Raw genomic sequence first — 16,290 nt, forward strand, 5'->3', positions numbered from 1 at the left:
CCCGTAAATTCTCTATTGAGGAAGTCAAAGCCCGCGTAAAGTTTGCGTAAAATTTAGTTTGAAGGGTATTAAACTTTAAAATTAACGACTGGATAAATCATGCTATCAACCTTTAAGGTTTCACAATGCCAAAGTTCATATAAAGGAATTTTTACATCGAGTGCCAAAGGTAGCTTTTTAGAATTAAATTGCATATGGTCCAGATCACTTCCCCATGCAATCAAATCTACATCTAAAGAAATATGATGCGACGGACGAACACGCCCCGAATCTGACTCAAGTTTCTTTAGAAAAGATTCAATTTGGTCACACGATAAATTGCTTTTTAATAGACATGCCGAATTCCAATAATCATCTCCAATACCATCTCGGCATGGAATTTGATAAACAGATGAAAACTGCACTTTCCCCAATGTTGCCAATTGCGTATAAGCAAAAGTAAAGTGCTGATCTGCGTCTAAATTACTCGCTAGGGCGAGCGCAAAAATTGTTTCTGGTGCGTTCAAGACGAATTCCTACAGCATTTGCTTCTGCAATGATGGCTGGCTTACGGATGGTTATGGTAATTTTTTCAATTGATGGAAAGGTTTCAAACAAACATTGTAAAACCAAATTTGCTGCATGCTCGATTAATTCAGGTTTAGCTTGTTGAATGGCTTGAGCCGATAACTCACAAATCTGCGCATAGTTGAGAGTGTCCTCAAGCTTGTCAGACTCTGCTGCTCGGCTCAAATCATTATGGATGGTTAAATCCAACATTAAAGGTTGAATGATTTGTCTTTCCCAGTTGAAACAGCCAATCACTGTCTCAACTTTCAAGCCTTCAATAATAATGGCATCCATAAACTTAAACTGACCTTAGTGCTTTAATAACGAAGCAGGTTCCATATTTTGAACCATTTTCAAACGCTGGTCTGCATAAATATCAGTATATGGTGCGAGTACGCGCATAAAACGATCGAAATAAAGCATTTGCTTAAATAATAAAGCAAAATCACGTGGGAATTTAATCCCGTGGCGTTCGCCTACACCTACCATATCCATCATGATGTCATTTAAATCGGCTGGATTTGAAGACAAGATCTGTTGCGGATCGGCCATTAATACGCCATTAAACAAACGTTCTAGATCTTGAGCCAACACCTGAACGTCAATTTTGTTATGGGTCATACCCATTTTCAGCATATTTTCAGCCATTGCCTGATAATCAGTTTTTTGTAAGGCATCCATAAATGCAATACATGCAGTCCAAACTTCAGGTTTTAACTGGCCGACGATACCAAAATCAATAAAACCAATACGCCCATCTTCAAGCAACATTAGGTTCCCAGCATGTAAATCAGCATGAAAACTCTTACACAGCATGAGACTACCGAACCATGTATTCATGGCAGTAATCAGTACTTGCGAAGGATCTTTAGCATATTGTTTTACAACACTAAAGTCTGTCAAAGACACACCATATAGACGTTGCATAGTTAAGACACGACGTGTAGAAAACTGATGATAAACTTTAGGTGCTGTCGCTGCTTTATTTTGTGAAATATTAAGATATTCCACAAAATCATCTAAGTTTTGTGCTTCTTCAATGAAATCGACTTCACGAACCATACGACTTTTAATTTCATCAACAATTTCAGAAAGAGCAGCAAATTTAATCTTTGGTACTGCACGTTCAAGTAGCTTGGCAGCCCAATGCACCACACTTAAGTCTGTATATAAAATGGTTTCAACGCCAGGCTTTTGTACTTTAATAACAACATCTTCACCTGTCGTCAGTTTAGCTGCATGAACCTGAGCAATTGATGCAGAAGCTAATGGCTTTTCATCGATATAGCTAAAAATCTGGCTTAAATCGCGCCCTTCAAACTCAGATGCAAGCACACCTTGAATATAACTAAATGGGAGTGTTGGTGTCTGGTCTAAACAACCTTGAAATTCTTCTACATATTCTCGCGGGAAAAGCGATGGCGTACTCGCAATAAACTGACCAAGCTTAATATAAGTTGAACCAAGTGACTCAAAAGTCTCTCGCATGAGTTTGGCATTACTTGGTTTTTCAGTTGCGTATTTAATTCCAGCTTTGGCCGCAACCACTGCTGTTTCACCAATGCGGGCGACTGAACGCAGCCCATCAAACAAAATATTTTTTTTCATATTTCTTCAAAACCAAATCATTCAGGTTGAGTGTAGCAAATTTTGTTTAATTTACTGATTAGCTTGCCTGACAAAGTGGGCAATTTACATCTTTATCAAAACTAACAATACGTTGTGTCATATTTAAGCCATCCCACAATAATAGTTTCTGCTTTAAAGGTACACGATTTAAACCTAAATACAGCAAAGCGTGATGTGCTTGTAATGACGCTATCATTACAGGAGTGGTTGCAAGTACCCCTGACTCTGCACAGCGCAGCCCTTCATTGGTATGCTGTTCTTTCGGAAAAAGACATTCATAACAAGCTGAATCTCCTTCAACCATGAACATTTGCGCCTGAAAACCAATTGCTGAAGCGCTAATTAATGCGACTTGATGTTTCTTACAAGCTGCGTTTACCAAATAGCGAGTTGTAAAATTATCACAGCCATCTAAAACCACATCTTGGTGTTCAACAAGTCTATCAATGTTATGTTCGTCTAAACGTTCGTTGTAGTATTCAACACAGATATAAGGGTTAATTTTCTGTAACCGTTTAGCTAGAATTTCTGCTTTATAGCGACCAACATCTTCATGACCAAATGCGATTTGTCGTTGTAAATTACTTATCTCGATCGTATCTGCATCAATCAGTGTAATTTTCCCAATCCCTGCTCGCGCTAGTAGCTCTGCACTACTACATCCTATTCCGCCAGCACCAACAATCAGTACATTGGCAAGTTTGAGTTTTTCCTGAGCTTCAATATCCCATCCATCAAGTAAAATCTGACGGCTATAGAGATACATTTCTTCATCACTTAACTCTACAAAATCGATATCTTGAAGCTCGGTCACACGTTAATCCTTTCACTTAGAAGCCAAATGATTTTATGACTAAGTTCGTCATTAGGAAAGCTATAAAATAGAAACAACTTTTTTATTCTAATAAAGCTTATTTATCAACATTGCATCTATCAAGCTTTCTGCAACAATAGAAATATCTATTTTCTTTATTACTTAGGCTAAATATGACGCAATCATATATTGCACCTGTAGAGTTAGAAAAAGCTTATCGTTTATTAAATCATGGCCCAACTGTGCTTGTTTCTGCACAACATGGTGATGACCGCAATGTGATGGCTGCCGCTTGGGCATGTGCCTTAGAGTTCAAACCAGCTAAAGTGTCCGTAGTTCTCGACAAAAGCACTAAAACCCGACAACTCGTTGAGCAAAGTGGCTATTTCACACTACAAGTTCCCTGCTATGCACAGCTCGATCTGACTCATCAACTTGGAACCATTAGTAAGTTGGATGATCCAGAAAAACTTGAGCATTGCGGTGTTGAGCTATTCTATCAAGAAGGCCTTACCAGCCCGCTTGTATCAGGTTGCATTGCATGGCTTGTCTGTAAACTTATTCCAGAACCACATAATCAGTCAGCTCATGATTTATTTATTGGTTCTGTTGTAGGTGCATGGGCAGATAGCCGCGTTTTTAGAGATGGGCACTGGCACTTTCAAGATGCGCCGAAAGAACTTCGCAGCCTGCATTATATTGCAGGTGGAACTTTTTATTTGATTGGTGAGGAAGTCAAAGCTCAAATTTAATCATTAAAAAGCGAGTTTCATTTAATTGCAAAAAACCGCATAACAATTGCGGTTTTTTGCAGTCAACGACATTTTTTAAAATCTAATACTTAAACTTGAGCCACTTCACGAGCAATCACCAAACGTTGAATATCAGAAGCACCTTCATAAATTTGGCTTACACGAACATCACGATAAATTCTCTCTACTGGGAAATCACTTACATAGCCATAACCACCATGAATCTGGATCGCATCCGAACATACTCGCTCAGCCATAGTAGATGCAAATAGCTTTGCCATTGAGGCTTCTTTTAAACAAGGCAGCCCAGCATCTTTTAAAGTTGCAGCATGCAAAACCAACTGATGCGCAGCTTCAATATGGGTCGCCATATCGGCTAAACGGAAACCAACTGCTTGATGCTGAACTAATTCGACTCCAAAAGCTTTACGCTCATTTGCATATTGTACAGCTGCATCAAAAGCCGCTCTTGCCATACCCACCGATTGAGCAGCAATACCAATACGTCCAGCCGCTAAATTAGATAATGCAATTTTATAACCTTCACCCTCTTGCCCCACCAAATTTTCCAAAGGAATTCGGCAGTCCTCAAAAGTAATGGTTGCTGTGTCTGAAGCATGTTGGCCCATTTTATCTTCAATACGAGTGACCAAGTAACCTTGTGTATTGGTAGGTACAAGAAAACACGAAATCCCTTTTTTACCAGCTTGTTTATCTGTAACCGCAAACACCAAAGCCACTTGGGCATTTTTACCACTAGTGATAAATTGTTTGACGCCATTGAGCACCCAATGGTCGCCATCGCGTTCAGCTTTACATAAAATCGCGCTTGCATCTGAACCGACATGTGGTTCAGTTAAACAAAAGCATCCTAGCCATTCGCCAGAGGCAAATTTTGGTAAATATGTTTGTTTTTGCTGCTCTGAACCGTATGCCAGTGTAATACCGCAAATCAAGGAATTTTGTACACTGACGATAGTTGAAATAGCACCATCGCCTGCGGCAATTTCCTCAATTGCGAGTACCAAAGATACATAATCCATTCCGGCACCGCCCCATTCATCGGGCACAGTCATCCCCATAGCGCCTAGGGCGCCTAAGTCTTTTAATTCCTGAGCCGGAAATTCATGGGTCTTATCGCGATGTGCAGCAGTTGGTTTTAACTGATTTTGCGCATAGTTACGCATCATCTCCTGAACCATACTTTGTTCAGCATTTAGAATCATTTCAACATCCTTATTTTATTATTTTGCTGCCATGCGAATTGCACCATCTAAACGGATGACTTCACCATTTAAGTAAGAGTTTTCAGCAATATGGGCAACCAAACGAGCAAACTCTTCTGGTTTTCCTAAACGAGATGGGTACGGCACCATTTGCCCCAAAGCATCTTGTACATTTTGTGGCATACCCTTAAGCATTGGAGTTTCCATAATTCCCGGTGCAATGGTCATAATACGAATGGCATGTCGTGCTAGCTCACGAGCAATCGGCAAAGTCATCGCCACAATAGCGCCTTTTGATGCAGAATAAGCTGCCTGTCCAATTTGACCGTCAAATGCTGCAACAGAAGCAGTGTTCACAATGATGCCACGGTCCTCTTCACCTTCTTCAACCGTGTTTTTGCTCATTGCATCTGCTGCAAAACGCAACATGTTAAATGTACCTGTGACATTAATATTTAAAGTCTTTGCAAATAACCCCAAGTCATGAACGCCCTCACGGCCAACTACTTTTGCAGAAGGGCCAATACCGGCACAATTAACCAAACCATGCAAATGACCATGTTTAACCAACACATCTTTAAAGAACTGCTCAGCAGCTGCTTCATCGGTTACATCAAGTTTTACAAAGTCAGCTTTTGGTCCTAACTGTTTCGCCTGCTGCTCACCTGCTTCTATATTCATGTCGACCAAGGTAACTGAAGCACCTTGCTGGACTAAATACTCAGCTGTTGCAGCACCCAAACCAGAGCCACCACCTGTAATTACGAAATGTTTTCCTTGAATTTTCATTATGTAATGTCCTATAGAAATGTTCTTTAAACTTAGTAATGAGAGTAAAAGTTGTTGTTTTCCGATACAATTTCAAAAAGCTTCAAAATGTTTGCAGCTTTTGATCAATCCAAATTTTAAATATTCAGTATTTCACTTGAAATATATGAAGAAAATATGAGTCTTTGACATGGTTGTCCAATCTTCTTTAAGTAAAGGCACAATTTCGATTGCACTAGTACATGAAGCACTGAGTGCGGCTTATGCCAAAGGCCTAAATACACAAATAATTCTAAATAAAGCAGGCATCCCCGCTGAATTACTGATGTCTCCAAAGGCACGTGTGCCTGTTACGACATATGCCCAATTGTGGATAGAGCTTGCCAATGCCATGAATGATGAGTTTTTTGGGATGGATAGCCACCCCATGCGTCGTGGAAGCTATAAATTACTGACTAAACTCGTCAGTACGGCTGAAACTTTAGAAAAAGCACTCTACGATATTTTGAAGTTTTTTAACTTTGTTCTAGATGACATGCATGGAGAACTCATTCGAGAACAAGAAAAAGCTTATTTAGTGATTCATGATCATGAACAACCTAAACGTATGTTTACCTACGCAACCTTTTTAATATTAGTACACGGACTTATGTGCTGGTTGGTAGACCAGCGAATTGGTTTAAATACTATTATGGTACGTTGTGCTAAACCTCAAGATATTCAGGACTATTTAGTTCGTTTTGGTGAAGATATTCAATTTAATGCTGAGATAAATCGAGTTGAGTTCGATGCCCACTATTTAGATATTAAAATTAAGAAAGATAAAAAAGCGCTTTATGATTTTTTAGAGCAAACTCCGCAAAATCTTTTAGTTCGCTTTAAAAATGAAAATGCCTTAAGTGTACTTATTCGTCGCCATTTATTGAAACTCCACCCTGCACAATGGCCCGAACTTAAAGATGTAGCTCACCAACTCAATATTTCAGAAGCCACCGTTCAACGTAGACTGAAACATGAAGGTGTAAGCTATCAACAAATTAAAAATGAAATCCGCTGTGATATTGCTGTTCAACGCTTAAGCAAAACGAATGACTCAATTCAAGATATTAGTGAAGATTTAAGCTTCCATGACCCAAGTGCATTTCACCGCGCTTTTAAAAAATGGACAGGTGTCAGCCCAGGTGCATATCGAGATAATTTAACTGGACACAAGCAATAACATATATATCGAATAAAGCTTAAGGCATTAGAGTTTAAGCTTATGATATTTATGTATTTTAAATTCAATATTTCAGATAAACGTTTTATTTAAAATTTAACAATGGTCATAAAAACAGTGTTTTATAGTTTTATTCAAACTTTTATCTTTCAAACTGATTTATAAATCAAAATAACTAAGTTCATAAGCCTCTAAACACGTGAAAGGATGATCTCCTATTTCATTTCGGTTTTATTTTTATCATGTCTTTAAAATCAAATTTTTCTCTACCAAAGACTTTGTTGGCATCAACATTGGGGTTTGTATTTGCTTCATCTGCTTTTGCAGCAATTCCGACTACGCTTAAACTTGATTATGCTTACTATGCACCGACCAGTTTAGTCGTTAAAGATCAAAAACTTCTCGAAAAAGCACTACCAAATACCCAAATTAAATGGGTTTTTAGTCAAGGTAGTAACCGCTCATTAGAATATCTCAACAGTAACAGCATCGATTTTGCTTCTACCGCTGGATTAGCTGCTGTATTAAGTCGAGCGAATGGTAGTCCAATTAAAACGGTTTATGTACAAAGCCAACCGGAATGGACCGCGCTTGTTGTCACAAAAAATTCACCAATTAAAAGCCTAAAAGATTTAAAAGGTAAGAAAATTGCAGCTACCAAAGGAACAGATCCTTTCTTATTTACACTACAAGCACTAGATACTGTCGGTTTGAGTAAACGCGATGTACAACTGGTTCATCTACAACATCCAGACGGCAAAACTGCATTAGAGCGTGGTCAAGTAGATGCTTGGGCTGGACTTGATCCATTAATGGCTTCAGCTCAAATTCAATCGGGTGCCAAATTGCTTTATCGTAATGTTGGATTTAATAGCTATAGCGTACTAAGCGTTAAAGAAGATTTTGCAAAGCAAAGCCCTGAAGCGGTAGAGGCCGTTATTAAAGCCTATGAACAAGCCCGAAAATGGGCAAAAGCCAATCCAGATAAAGTGGCAGCACTTTTAGCTCAAGAATCAAAACTTCCTCTACCTGTGGCTAAACTACAACTGAGCCGAACCAACTTCGATCAAAGCATTCCATCAGCAACTCAAACACAAGCGCTAAAACGTTCTGGGAAAATTTTGACAGAAGAAGACTTGGTTAGAAAAGGTACCAACGTCAATCAAGTGGTTGAACAGCTGTTAGACCCACGTTTTGCTCAAAAAGTCGTGAAATAGTATATGAGTGATTCACTTAACAAAGCTGAGCTAAATCAGTTCTTAGCTCAGCAGGCTTTAAAATCTCAGAAAAAGTATTTAAACCACAAATTTACTCGTTGGTTTAAAGCGCTACTCATCCCCCTCATCTTTTTAACGGCTTGCGAGTTTTTAGTTAGAAATGACTATATCGATGCTTATCTACTCCCTGCACCGTCGAGTTTATGGCAATCTTTTTTAGATTTAGCTCATAGCGACCTGTTTTCCCATATTTATATTAGTACATGGCGTGTTCTGTTGGGCTTTATTATAGGAAGCAGTTTAGGTTTAGTTTTTGCGATTTGGGTGGGATTAAGTAAAGAAGCAGAAGCATATTTAGAACCAACTTTTTCAGCAATTAAATCAATTCCAAGTCTTGCTTGGATTCCCCTATTATTGCTTTGGTTAGGAATTGATGAAGGTTCTAAAATTACATTGATTGCAATCGGAGCATTCTTTCCAACCTATACCAATACAGTTGCAGCAATTCATAATGTAGATAAAAAGCTCATTGAAGTTGGAAAAGTTTATCAGCTTAATGCTTTTCAGCGGATTATATCTATTATTTTACCAGCAGCATCTCCAGGCATTTTAACTGGCTTACGAAACAGCTTAAGTTTGTCTTGGATGTTTATGATTGCAGCAGAACTGATTGCAGCCACACAAGGGATTGGCTACTTACTCAGTGATGGCCGAGAAACGTCTCGGCCTGATATTGTTATCATTGCAATTATTTTATTGGCGCTATTGGGTAAAATGACCGATGCCTTAATGAAACTTATAGAAAACTGGTTGTTACGCTGGCGAGATACACTACAAAAATAACTTTAAATCCAGCATGCCAAAGTGACTCGATCATTTTGGCCATAGTCTTGAATAGTTTTAATTTGGCTAAAACCATGCTCAGCAAATATATTTCGAACAGCTTGCCCCTGATCATAACCATGCTCTAGTGCAATCCAGCCTTGTGGTTTTAGCCAGTTTTTACCTTGGGAAATAATAATTTCAATATCAGCTAGTCCCTGATGATCTGCAACCAATGCACGGCGTGGTTCTGTAGCCAAAGCTTGCATGTGTTCATCGTCAGGGTCGATATACGGCGGATTAGAAACAATTAAATCAAACTTTTGTGATTCAAGTGCATCAAACCAAGCGCCGCAGGCAAATTTCACACGTTGCAAATCATGTGCTTGTGCATTTTCTTTTGCGACTTCTAAAGTAGGCGCATAAATATCAGTTGCCGTGACTTGCCAATCTGGACGTTCACTTGCTAATGCAAGCGCAATTGCACCTGTTCCCGTTCCCAAATCAACAATATTTGCAGTATTTGGCAAATTTAGATTTAAAACGGTTTCAACTAGAATTTCAGTATCAGGTCTTGGCACTAAAGTATCAGACGTTACTTTTAAATCGAGCGTCCAAAATGGCTGTGAACCCGTCACATAAGCTAAAGGCTCACCATTTCGGATACGTTCTAGACCAGTCAAGTAATCTTGCTTTTGTTGGGCACTTAACTCTTGCTCAAGTCTAAACTTTAATTCAAGCGAATTGATTTTTAGAAAATGCTCAAGTAACCAAGCATTTTCTTGCCGTTCATAACTGTCAGGCTCACCACGAATTGCAAGCGCTTGAGCAATATTCATTAGCCGCCATTTTCCTGTGCAAGCATCGCAAGCTGATCTGCCTGATATTCACGATGTAAGCTATCAAGTAGTTCAGTTAAATCACCTTCCATAATCGCGTCTAACTTATATAAAGTTAGGTTAATACGATGGTCCGTCATACGACCTTGTGGGTAGTTATAAGTACGGATACGTTCAGAACGGTCACCAGAACCAACCAAATCACGGCGCATTTCAGAAGTTGCTGCATCTGCTGCTGCACGTTTAGCATTTTCTAAACGCGATACTAACAATGCCATCGCCTTAGCTTTGTTTTTATGCTGTGAACGCTCTTCTTGGCACTCAACGACTGTACCGGTTGGAATGTGAGTAATACGCACGGCCGAATCGGTTTTGTTAATGTGCTGACCACCCGCACCTGACGCACGGTAAGTATCAATACGTAAATCTGCCGGATTAATTTCAACGTTGGTATCAACATCAATTTCAGGCAAGATCGCAACTGTACACGCTGATGTATGCACACGACCTTGTGATTCAGTTGCTGGCACACGTTGTACACGGTGAGCACCACTTTCAAACTTTAAGCGACCATAAACGCCATCACCATCTACACGGCAAATAACTTCTTTAAAGCCACCATGCTCGCCTTCATTTTCAGAAAGGACTTCAATACGCCAGCCTTGTGTCTCGGCATATTTGCTGTACATACGGAACAAATCACCAGAGAAAATCGCAGCTTCATCACCACCTGTTCCAGCACGGATTTCTAAATAAGCCGCATTAGAATCATTCGGATCTTTTGGAATCATCAAAATGTTGAGCTGGCTTTCTAATTCTTCAAGCAATGTTTTATTGGCTTGAATTTCTTCTTCTGCCATATCTTTAAAGTCTGGGTCCGACTTCATCATTTCAGCAGTTTCAATATCTTCTTCTGCTTGACGGTATTTGCCCCAAACTTCGGTAATTTCAGATAAATCACTATGTTCACGAGACAATTTACGGAAACGTTTGTTATCGGAGATCACTTCAGCATCTGCAAGCAATGCAGTAAGTTCTTCATGTCGATCACAGAGTTGATCAAGTCGTAAACGGAGTGACGCTTTCATAAGAGGAAATATCTCAAAAGTCCAAAAAGCTTATCGAAGGCTATGTAAGTATAGAAGATAAGCAAAATCGTAAAAATAGCGCATAGTTTACAGATTATGCTGCTTAAATGACATATATAATCAGCCAATTCATCAACTTTCCCAATAAGTAGAGGCGTATAAATATAATGATTTCGAATAAGATTTATTACTTGCCTATAATTTGGCTGTTCTGTAGAAAATAATAAGTTATATTTTCCCTCTATATGACAATAGAGGCTTTGTTTAAAAAACCTCTTTGCCAGCCTACTTATTTTAATTTTTCTAATAAGGTTTTGCCCACCAAAACAGCCGACGCTGGATTTTGTCCTGTAATAAGTTCACGGTCCACCACCACATTTGGAGTCCATGCAGTGGTATTACTTTGATACTTACCGCCAAGTGACTGTAAAGCCGTTTGTGGATAAAACTTCATTTCTCCACCTTTTAATAAAGCTTTAGCCTGCTCTTCTTCCTGATTACTAATCACCGTCATTCGATAATTTTTATAAATCCATTCGCCAGTTTTTACTGGCTTGCCTTGTTCGAGTTGACCAACTACTTCCGAGGCATTAGGTAAAGTAGACATTAATGCAATAGGACCATGACAGACCAACGCAGTAGGTTTACCAGCTTTATGGAAAGCTGTAAGTACTTTTCCAAGTTGTTTATCTTTTAATAGATCTTGCATAGGTGCATGCCCACCTGGAATATAAATAGCATCAAACTGACCCGCACCAATTTGCTCAATACGAGAAAGGCTCACAACTTGAGAATCTTGAGCAGATGTTAATTTTAGATCATGCAATAAATTTGCATATTGCCTTAATGCTTTTTCATCTTGGTTAAAATACATCGCATTATTTGATGATTCATCTAAGGTTGGAGCTTTCCCTTTTGGTGTAGCGAAAGTTACTGTATGACCTGCATCTAAAAGCATTTTTGTAGGTTGCATCAACTCATTTAAGTAAAAGCCTGTTTTAAAAATATGACCTTTTTTTAGCTCTAAATGCGCCTCATCAGACAATACAACCAATACATGAGCGGCATTTGCACTTAATGCTGCCGAAGCTGCAATTATTGCAAACATTATTTGATTTAACTTCTTCATTATTCGACCTTCATTCCAACCATTTGCTGGATTTATATTTTGGATAGATATATTCTATTTTTACCCCAGAGGTAGAAAAACAACTCATTTCACAAATCTTTTTTGCGTTTGAGGACTAAATGTCACGTCAATTTGACCATCTTGCCGATATTGAAGTGTTTTTAATTGTGGCTGAGAAGCTTTCTATAAGTGCAGCTGCAATATATTTAGCAACAACTCCTTCAGTCATTAGTAGAACAATTACGCGGCTAGAGAAAAAACTTGGTATTCAGTTTTTTAGAAGAACAACTCGTCATTTGAGCCTGACTGAAGCTGGTCAACTTTATTATGAAAAGATGCAACATGCATTTCAGTTAATTGACCATGCAGAGCGTGCTATTCAAGGTAAGCAACTGCAAATTTCCGGCAAAATTAAATTAAGTGTACCCACCACCTATGGACACTATCGCCTTCCTGACTTACTACAAAAATTTCTTTTGCAATATCCAGATATTCAAATTGAAGTCAGTATTTCTAATCGAAATGTCGATTTAATTGCGGAAGGATTTGATTTAGCTATTCGTCAAGGTCAGCTTCCTAATAGCACTCTCATTGCCAGACCTTTGGAGCTTGCCCCTCTTCAACTTGTTGCTTCACCCGAATATTTAAAACGTTTGGGTGTTCCTCAAACCTTGGAAGACTTAAACCATCACCAATGTATTGCCTTTGAATTACCGAGCACGGGTAAGGTTACTCCATGGTTTTTTAAAAATGGTGATAATGAAATTCAATGGATACCATCAAATCGGATTTTAGTGAAAGAAGATATTTTGGGAGTAGTTTCTCTTGCTGAAAGTGGATTAGGAATATGTCAGAGTTATAGCTTTATTGTTAATGAAAAGATTCGGCAAGGAAAATTGCAGCCCCTACTTGAGGGTTATGCAGGTCACACACGGCCCTTTTCTTTACTGTACGCACAACATAAACATATGTCGTCTGCGACAAGAGCTTTAATAAATTTTCTATGTTCTGATCGTGACTAACCCCGTCAAAACTAAATAAAGCTTAATTTATCTATATGAGTATTAAATATTCTATTTTAATAGAAAACATACAAACCAGACACTAAACTGCAATAATCAAAAGATGGTTCTCCATATTTGGGGAGAAGTGTTTTGTTACATTTGCCGTAACAAAAGATATAGGGTCCTGCAACTAGGGACACGGAGTCAAAAATGAAATTAAATGCTTGGTTATGTAGCGCTGTTCTAGCAACTTCAATGGTTACTGTGGCACATGCTGACAATACAACACATGTAGCAGCCGCTTCTGCTTTAGGTAGCGTAGCAGGTACTGCAATTGGTAAAAGCATGGGCGGTACATCTGGCGCAACAATTGGTGCTGCTTTAGGTGGTGCTGGTGGTGCAGCTGTTGCAAGCGATCGTCGTAACCGTACTGAATCTGCGATTGGCGGTGCTTTAGGTGGTGGTGCTGGTTATACGGTTGGTAAAAGCATGGGCGGTACAAATGGTGGTTATGTAGGCGCTGCTTTAGGTGCTGCGGGTGGTTCTGCTTTGGGTAATAAAATCTCTAAAGACCGTGATGCAGACAGATCTTCTAAGCACTGGAAGAAAAAACACCGTCGTCATCACTAATTAAGCTGATGAAACAATTTTAAGCACCTTCGGGGGCTTTTTTATTGTGATGAAGTTATACACTCATATTTCGTATGCTCATGATTTATCCACAAATTAATACAAACACTACAAACAGACACAAAACACTTGTATCACCCTTGGGGTTCTCCATAATTATCACGAAATTTTTTATTACATTTACCCCAAGATAAAGATAACTGTCCTTCCAGTAAAAAGGACATGGAGTTCTACGATGAAAATGAATATTTGGTTGGCTAGTGCATTAATTGCAACATCTTCTATGGTAACAGTTGCACATGCTGACAATGGTACACGTGTTGCTGCAACCTCTGCTTTAGGTAGTGTAGTGGGTACTGCAATTGGTAAAAGTATTGGTGGTACCTCAGGTGCAACAATCGGTGCTGCTTTAGGTGGTGCTGGTGGTGCAGCAGCAGCAAGTGATCGTCGTAATCGTACAGAAGCTGCAATTGGTGGTGCTTTAGGTGGTGGTGCTGGTTATACAGTCGGCAAAAATATGGGCGGCACCAACGGTGGATACATCGGTGCAGCAGTAGGTGCAGCTGGTGGTTCTGCATTAGGTCGTAAAGTTGCTGAAGATCGTAATTACGATGACCGTTATGACCGTGATCGTTACGATCGTGATGACCGCAGATATTACGATGGTGACCGTCGTTATTATAAAGGTGGTAGCCGTCGCCATGACAATGGCTTACACCGTGGTTGGTATAAAAACCGCTAATTCACAGATGAATCAAAAGAGCACCTTCGGGTGCTTTTTTATTTATAGCTAAAAATTAATATCGAAAAAAAACGATATACATCACACCCCATATATCGTATTATTTCGATATATCCTTATTCGAGAATATCGCATGCGATCACTTCAAGATACCAAGTTCTCCATTTTGGAACTTGCTCCTATTCGTAATGATAAAACCATCGAATTCTCATTACGTCACGCATTAGAATTGGCACAACATGCAGAAAAACTAGGTTATGAACGTTTCTGGCTTGCTGAACATCACAACATGGATGGAATCGCAAGTTCAGCTACCGCTGTCTTACTCGGTTTTATTGCAGCACATACACAGCATATTCGCTTAGGTTCAGGCGGAATTATGCTTCCTAACCATGCCCCTTTAGTTGTCGCAGAACAGTTCGGGACACTTGCTACTTTATATCCAAATCGTATTGAACTTGGTTTAGGCCGTGCTCCTGGTACAGACCAACTTACCATGCGAGCTTTACGTCGTGGCCATCAAGAAACAGAAGATCAGTTTCCGAGAGATGTTGTCGAAATCTTAAAATATTTCGATGTACCTCAAGCAGGACAAAAAATTATTGCAACACCAGGACAAAGCACCCATGTTCCTGTTTGGTTACTTGGATCTAGCCTATTTAGTGCACAACTCGCGGCAAAACTTGGACTTCCCTACTCATTTGCATCACATTTTGCACCACGTATGTTAGGTCAAGCGATTCAACTCTATCGAGAGAACTTTGAACCTTCTGAGTATCTAGATAAGCCGTATGTTTCAATGGGTGTGCCTGTTGTTGTAGCAGATACAGATGAAGAAGCACAATTTTTAGCAACTAGTGCTTACCAACGCGTATTAGGTTTAATCCGTGGTGAAAGCTTGAAGCTGAAACCACCAGTTGAATCAATGCAGGGATTATGGAATACAGCAGAACAACTTTCTGTCGAAAACTTCTATGCAATGGCGCAAATTGGTTCTGTAGATACGGTTCGCTCTGGCTTACAAAAGTTATTAGCGACGTATGATGTTGATGAATTTATTTTTACATGTGATGTATACGATACAGCTAAACGTTTAGAAAGCTTTACACAACTCATGAGTGTAAAAACAGAACATTAAACTCTACTTCAAGCTCCCATACTTGAATTGATTTCGAGTATGGGATGACCATCTATCTGAAAAGACTTTACCCCAACTTCCTGCTTGGTTATTTATATTAAAACGATAAAAACATCATGATTTAAAAAACCAAAAGGACTTTTGGAAAATGAGTATTAATATTAAAAATAACACTTCAAAATCAGTAATTTTTCAGAATATCTCTCAAGATTTCGAAGACTTTACTGGTCAAGTGATTTCCTCAACATCAATTAAAGAGTTTGACTTTTCACATTCATCTGTCGCGATTATTGGTACAAATCAAGATAGCGTGACTCATCTTGAAAAAATCTGCCAGCAAGCAAAATTTGTGACTGTCTTCCAAATCACCCCTCATTTTATTTTGCCCCATAGTCAGATGGGTACGCATAAGTTAATTACCCACCCACTTATTATCAAAAACCGCAGGTTATTTAACAATCGTGTTAAAAGCATTCTGGCATTACGTTTTCTAGAAACTCAAGTAAATGAACCATGGCTTAAGCGTCTTTTGACTCCCAATACTGCAACCACAAAAAAAGTATTTTTTAAATCGGACAGTTATTATGCGGCACTTCAGAAACCCAACTGTAAATTGCAAACATGGCCAATTGTTAAAATTACCAATACATCTGTTCACAGCATGGATGGTATAGAACAACCTGTTGATATTATTATCAGAGCAATCCCATAAAAGTAAAAAAGC

18 protein-coding genes are annotated in these 16,290 nt (G+C 39.0%); 9 read left to right on the plus strand and 9 right to left on the minus strand.

All coding sequences use genetic code 11. The annotated features are described in order from the left end of the window. Window positions 1-68 precede the first annotated feature (68 nt). Genes J690_RS09645 through J690_RS09660 form a run of 4 tightly spaced genes read right to left on the minus strand, consistent with a single transcriptional unit; the run spans window position 69 to window position 2,992 of the window. Entirely contained in the window at window positions 69-506 is a 438-nt protein-coding gene (locus tag J690_RS09645) for a 2-amino-4-hydroxy-6-hydroxymethyldihydropteridine diphosphokinase (protein WP_032035500.1), read from the minus strand. Then, a complete protein-coding gene (gene folB / locus J690_RS09650; RefSeq protein ID WP_014207120.1) occupies window positions 463-843 on the minus strand; it encodes a dihydroneopterin aldolase in 381 nt (126 codons plus the stop codon). Before folB ends, J690_RS09645 begins: the two co-directional genes overlap by 44 nt. Window positions 844-858: 15 nt before the next feature. After that, window positions 859-2,157, minus strand: a complete 1,299-nt coding sequence (locus J690_RS09655; protein ID WP_002119658.1) for an ABC1 kinase family protein — start codon at window positions 2,155-2,157, stop codon at window positions 859-861. Window positions 2,158-2,215: 58 nt separating this feature from the next. After that, window positions 2,216-2,992 carry a HesA/MoeB/ThiF family protein gene (locus J690_RS09660; protein ID WP_032035501.1) on the minus strand — a complete coding sequence of 259 codons (777 nt, stop codon included), beginning with the start codon at window positions 2,990-2,992 and terminating at the stop codon, window positions 2,216-2,218. 173 nt (window positions 2,993-3,165) lie between these two features. Here J690_RS09660 and J690_RS09665 point away from each other — a divergent pair, with 173 nt between their 5' ends. Further along, window positions 3,166-3,744, plus strand: a complete 579-nt coding sequence (locus J690_RS09665) for a flavin reductase family protein (protein ID WP_017385442.1) — start codon at window positions 3,166-3,168, stop codon at window positions 3,742-3,744. An 89-nt stretch (window positions 3,745-3,833) separates the two neighbouring features. Here the strand turns inward: J690_RS09665 and J690_RS09670 are convergent, their stop codons facing one another. Together J690_RS09670 and J690_RS09675 are read right to left on the minus strand one after the other, a co-directional pair. Next, on the minus strand, window positions 3,834-4,970 hold the full coding sequence (locus J690_RS09670) for an acyl-CoA dehydrogenase family protein (protein ID WP_032035502.1): 1,137 nt from the start codon (window positions 4,968-4,970) through the stop codon (window positions 3,834-3,836). 18 nt (window positions 4,971-4,988) lie between these two features. After that, window positions 4,989-5,759, minus strand: a complete 771-nt coding sequence (locus J690_RS09675; protein ID WP_032035504.1) for a 3-hydroxyacyl-CoA dehydrogenase — start codon at window positions 5,757-5,759, stop codon at window positions 4,989-4,991. A 169-nt stretch (window positions 5,760-5,928) separates the two neighbouring features. Between J690_RS09675 and J690_RS09680 the strand changes: the two genes are divergently transcribed. From J690_RS09680 to J690_RS09690, 3 genes are all read left to right on the plus strand, one after another. Continuing rightward, window positions 5,929-6,957 carry an AraC family transcriptional regulator gene (locus J690_RS09680; protein WP_032035506.1) on the plus strand — a complete coding sequence of 343 codons (1,029 nt, stop codon included), beginning with the start codon at window positions 5,929-5,931 and terminating at the stop codon, window positions 6,955-6,957. Between the two features lie 242 nt (window positions 6,958-7,199). Beyond that, the gene (locus J690_RS09685) at window positions 7,200-8,174 is read left to right on the plus strand and encodes an aliphatic sulfonate ABC transporter substrate-binding protein (RefSeq protein ID WP_032035507.1); all 975 of its coding nucleotides are present in this window, start codon (window positions 7,200-7,202) and stop codon (window positions 8,172-8,174) included. A gap of 3 nt (window positions 8,175-8,177) precedes the next feature. Beyond that, window positions 8,178-9,017 (plus strand): ABC transporter permease, encoded by an 840-nt coding sequence (locus J690_RS09690; RefSeq protein ID WP_032035509.1) that lies wholly within the window; start codon window positions 8,178-8,180, stop codon window positions 9,015-9,017. Window positions 9,018-9,019: 2 nt separating this feature from the next. On the opposite strand, the gene prmC is transcribed toward J690_RS09690, so the two are convergent. The 3 genes from prmC to J690_RS09705 all read right to left on the minus strand — a co-directional run bounded on the left by prmC (window position 9,020) and on the right by J690_RS09705 (window position 12,052). Then, a complete protein-coding gene (prmC, locus tag J690_RS09695; protein WP_032035510.1) occupies window positions 9,020-9,835 on the minus strand; it encodes a peptide chain release factor N(5)-glutamine methyltransferase in 816 nt (271 codons plus the stop codon). Beyond that, window positions 9,835-10,923 carry a peptide chain release factor 1 gene (gene prfA, locus J690_RS09700; RefSeq protein ID WP_002119588.1) on the minus strand — a complete coding sequence of 363 codons (1,089 nt, stop codon included), beginning with the start codon at window positions 10,921-10,923 and terminating at the stop codon, window positions 9,835-9,837. The genes prmC and prfA overlap by 1 nt, the downstream gene beginning before the upstream one ends. A gap of 289 nt (window positions 10,924-11,212) precedes the next feature. Then, complete coding sequence (locus tag J690_RS09705) at window positions 11,213-12,052, minus strand: type 1 glutamine amidotransferase domain-containing protein (protein WP_032035512.1); 840 nt, start codon at window positions 12,050-12,052, stop codon at window positions 11,213-11,215. A gap of 119 nt (window positions 12,053-12,171) precedes the next feature. Between J690_RS09705 and J690_RS09710 the strand changes: the two genes are divergently transcribed. The 5 genes from J690_RS09710 to J690_RS09730 all read left to right on the plus strand — a co-directional run bounded on the left by J690_RS09710 (window position 12,172) and on the right by J690_RS09730 (window position 16,278). Next, complete coding sequence (locus J690_RS09710; protein ID WP_032035514.1) at window positions 12,172-13,074, plus strand: LysR family transcriptional regulator; 903 nt, start codon at window positions 12,172-12,174, stop codon at window positions 13,072-13,074. 192 nt (window positions 13,075-13,266) lie between these two features. Continuing rightward, the gene (locus tag J690_RS09715; RefSeq protein WP_005068514.1) at window positions 13,267-13,686 is read left to right on the plus strand and encodes a glycine zipper domain-containing protein; all 420 of its coding nucleotides are present in this window, start codon (window positions 13,267-13,269) and stop codon (window positions 13,684-13,686) included. Between the two features lie 235 nt (window positions 13,687-13,921). Next, a complete protein-coding gene (locus tag J690_RS09720) occupies window positions 13,922-14,428 on the plus strand; it encodes a hypothetical protein (RefSeq protein ID WP_002119687.1) in 507 nt (168 codons plus the stop codon). Window positions 14,429-14,561: 133 nt separating this feature from the next. After that, window positions 14,562-15,566 carry an LLM class flavin-dependent oxidoreductase gene (locus J690_RS09725; RefSeq protein WP_032035517.1) on the plus strand — a complete coding sequence of 335 codons (1,005 nt, stop codon included), beginning with the start codon at window positions 14,562-14,564 and terminating at the stop codon, window positions 15,564-15,566. A gap of 148 nt (window positions 15,567-15,714) precedes the next feature. Further along, complete coding sequence (locus J690_RS09730; RefSeq protein WP_017398520.1) at window positions 15,715-16,278, plus strand: NAD(P)/FAD-dependent oxidoreductase; 564 nt, start codon at window positions 15,715-15,717, stop codon at window positions 16,276-16,278. The last annotated feature ends 12 nt before the right edge of the window (window positions 16,279-16,290 follow it).

Origin of the sequence: Acinetobacter sp. 742879 (assembly GCF_000588535.1) — a bacterium.
GTDB lineage: Bacteria > Pseudomonadota > Gammaproteobacteria > Pseudomonadales > Moraxellaceae > Acinetobacter > Acinetobacter pittii.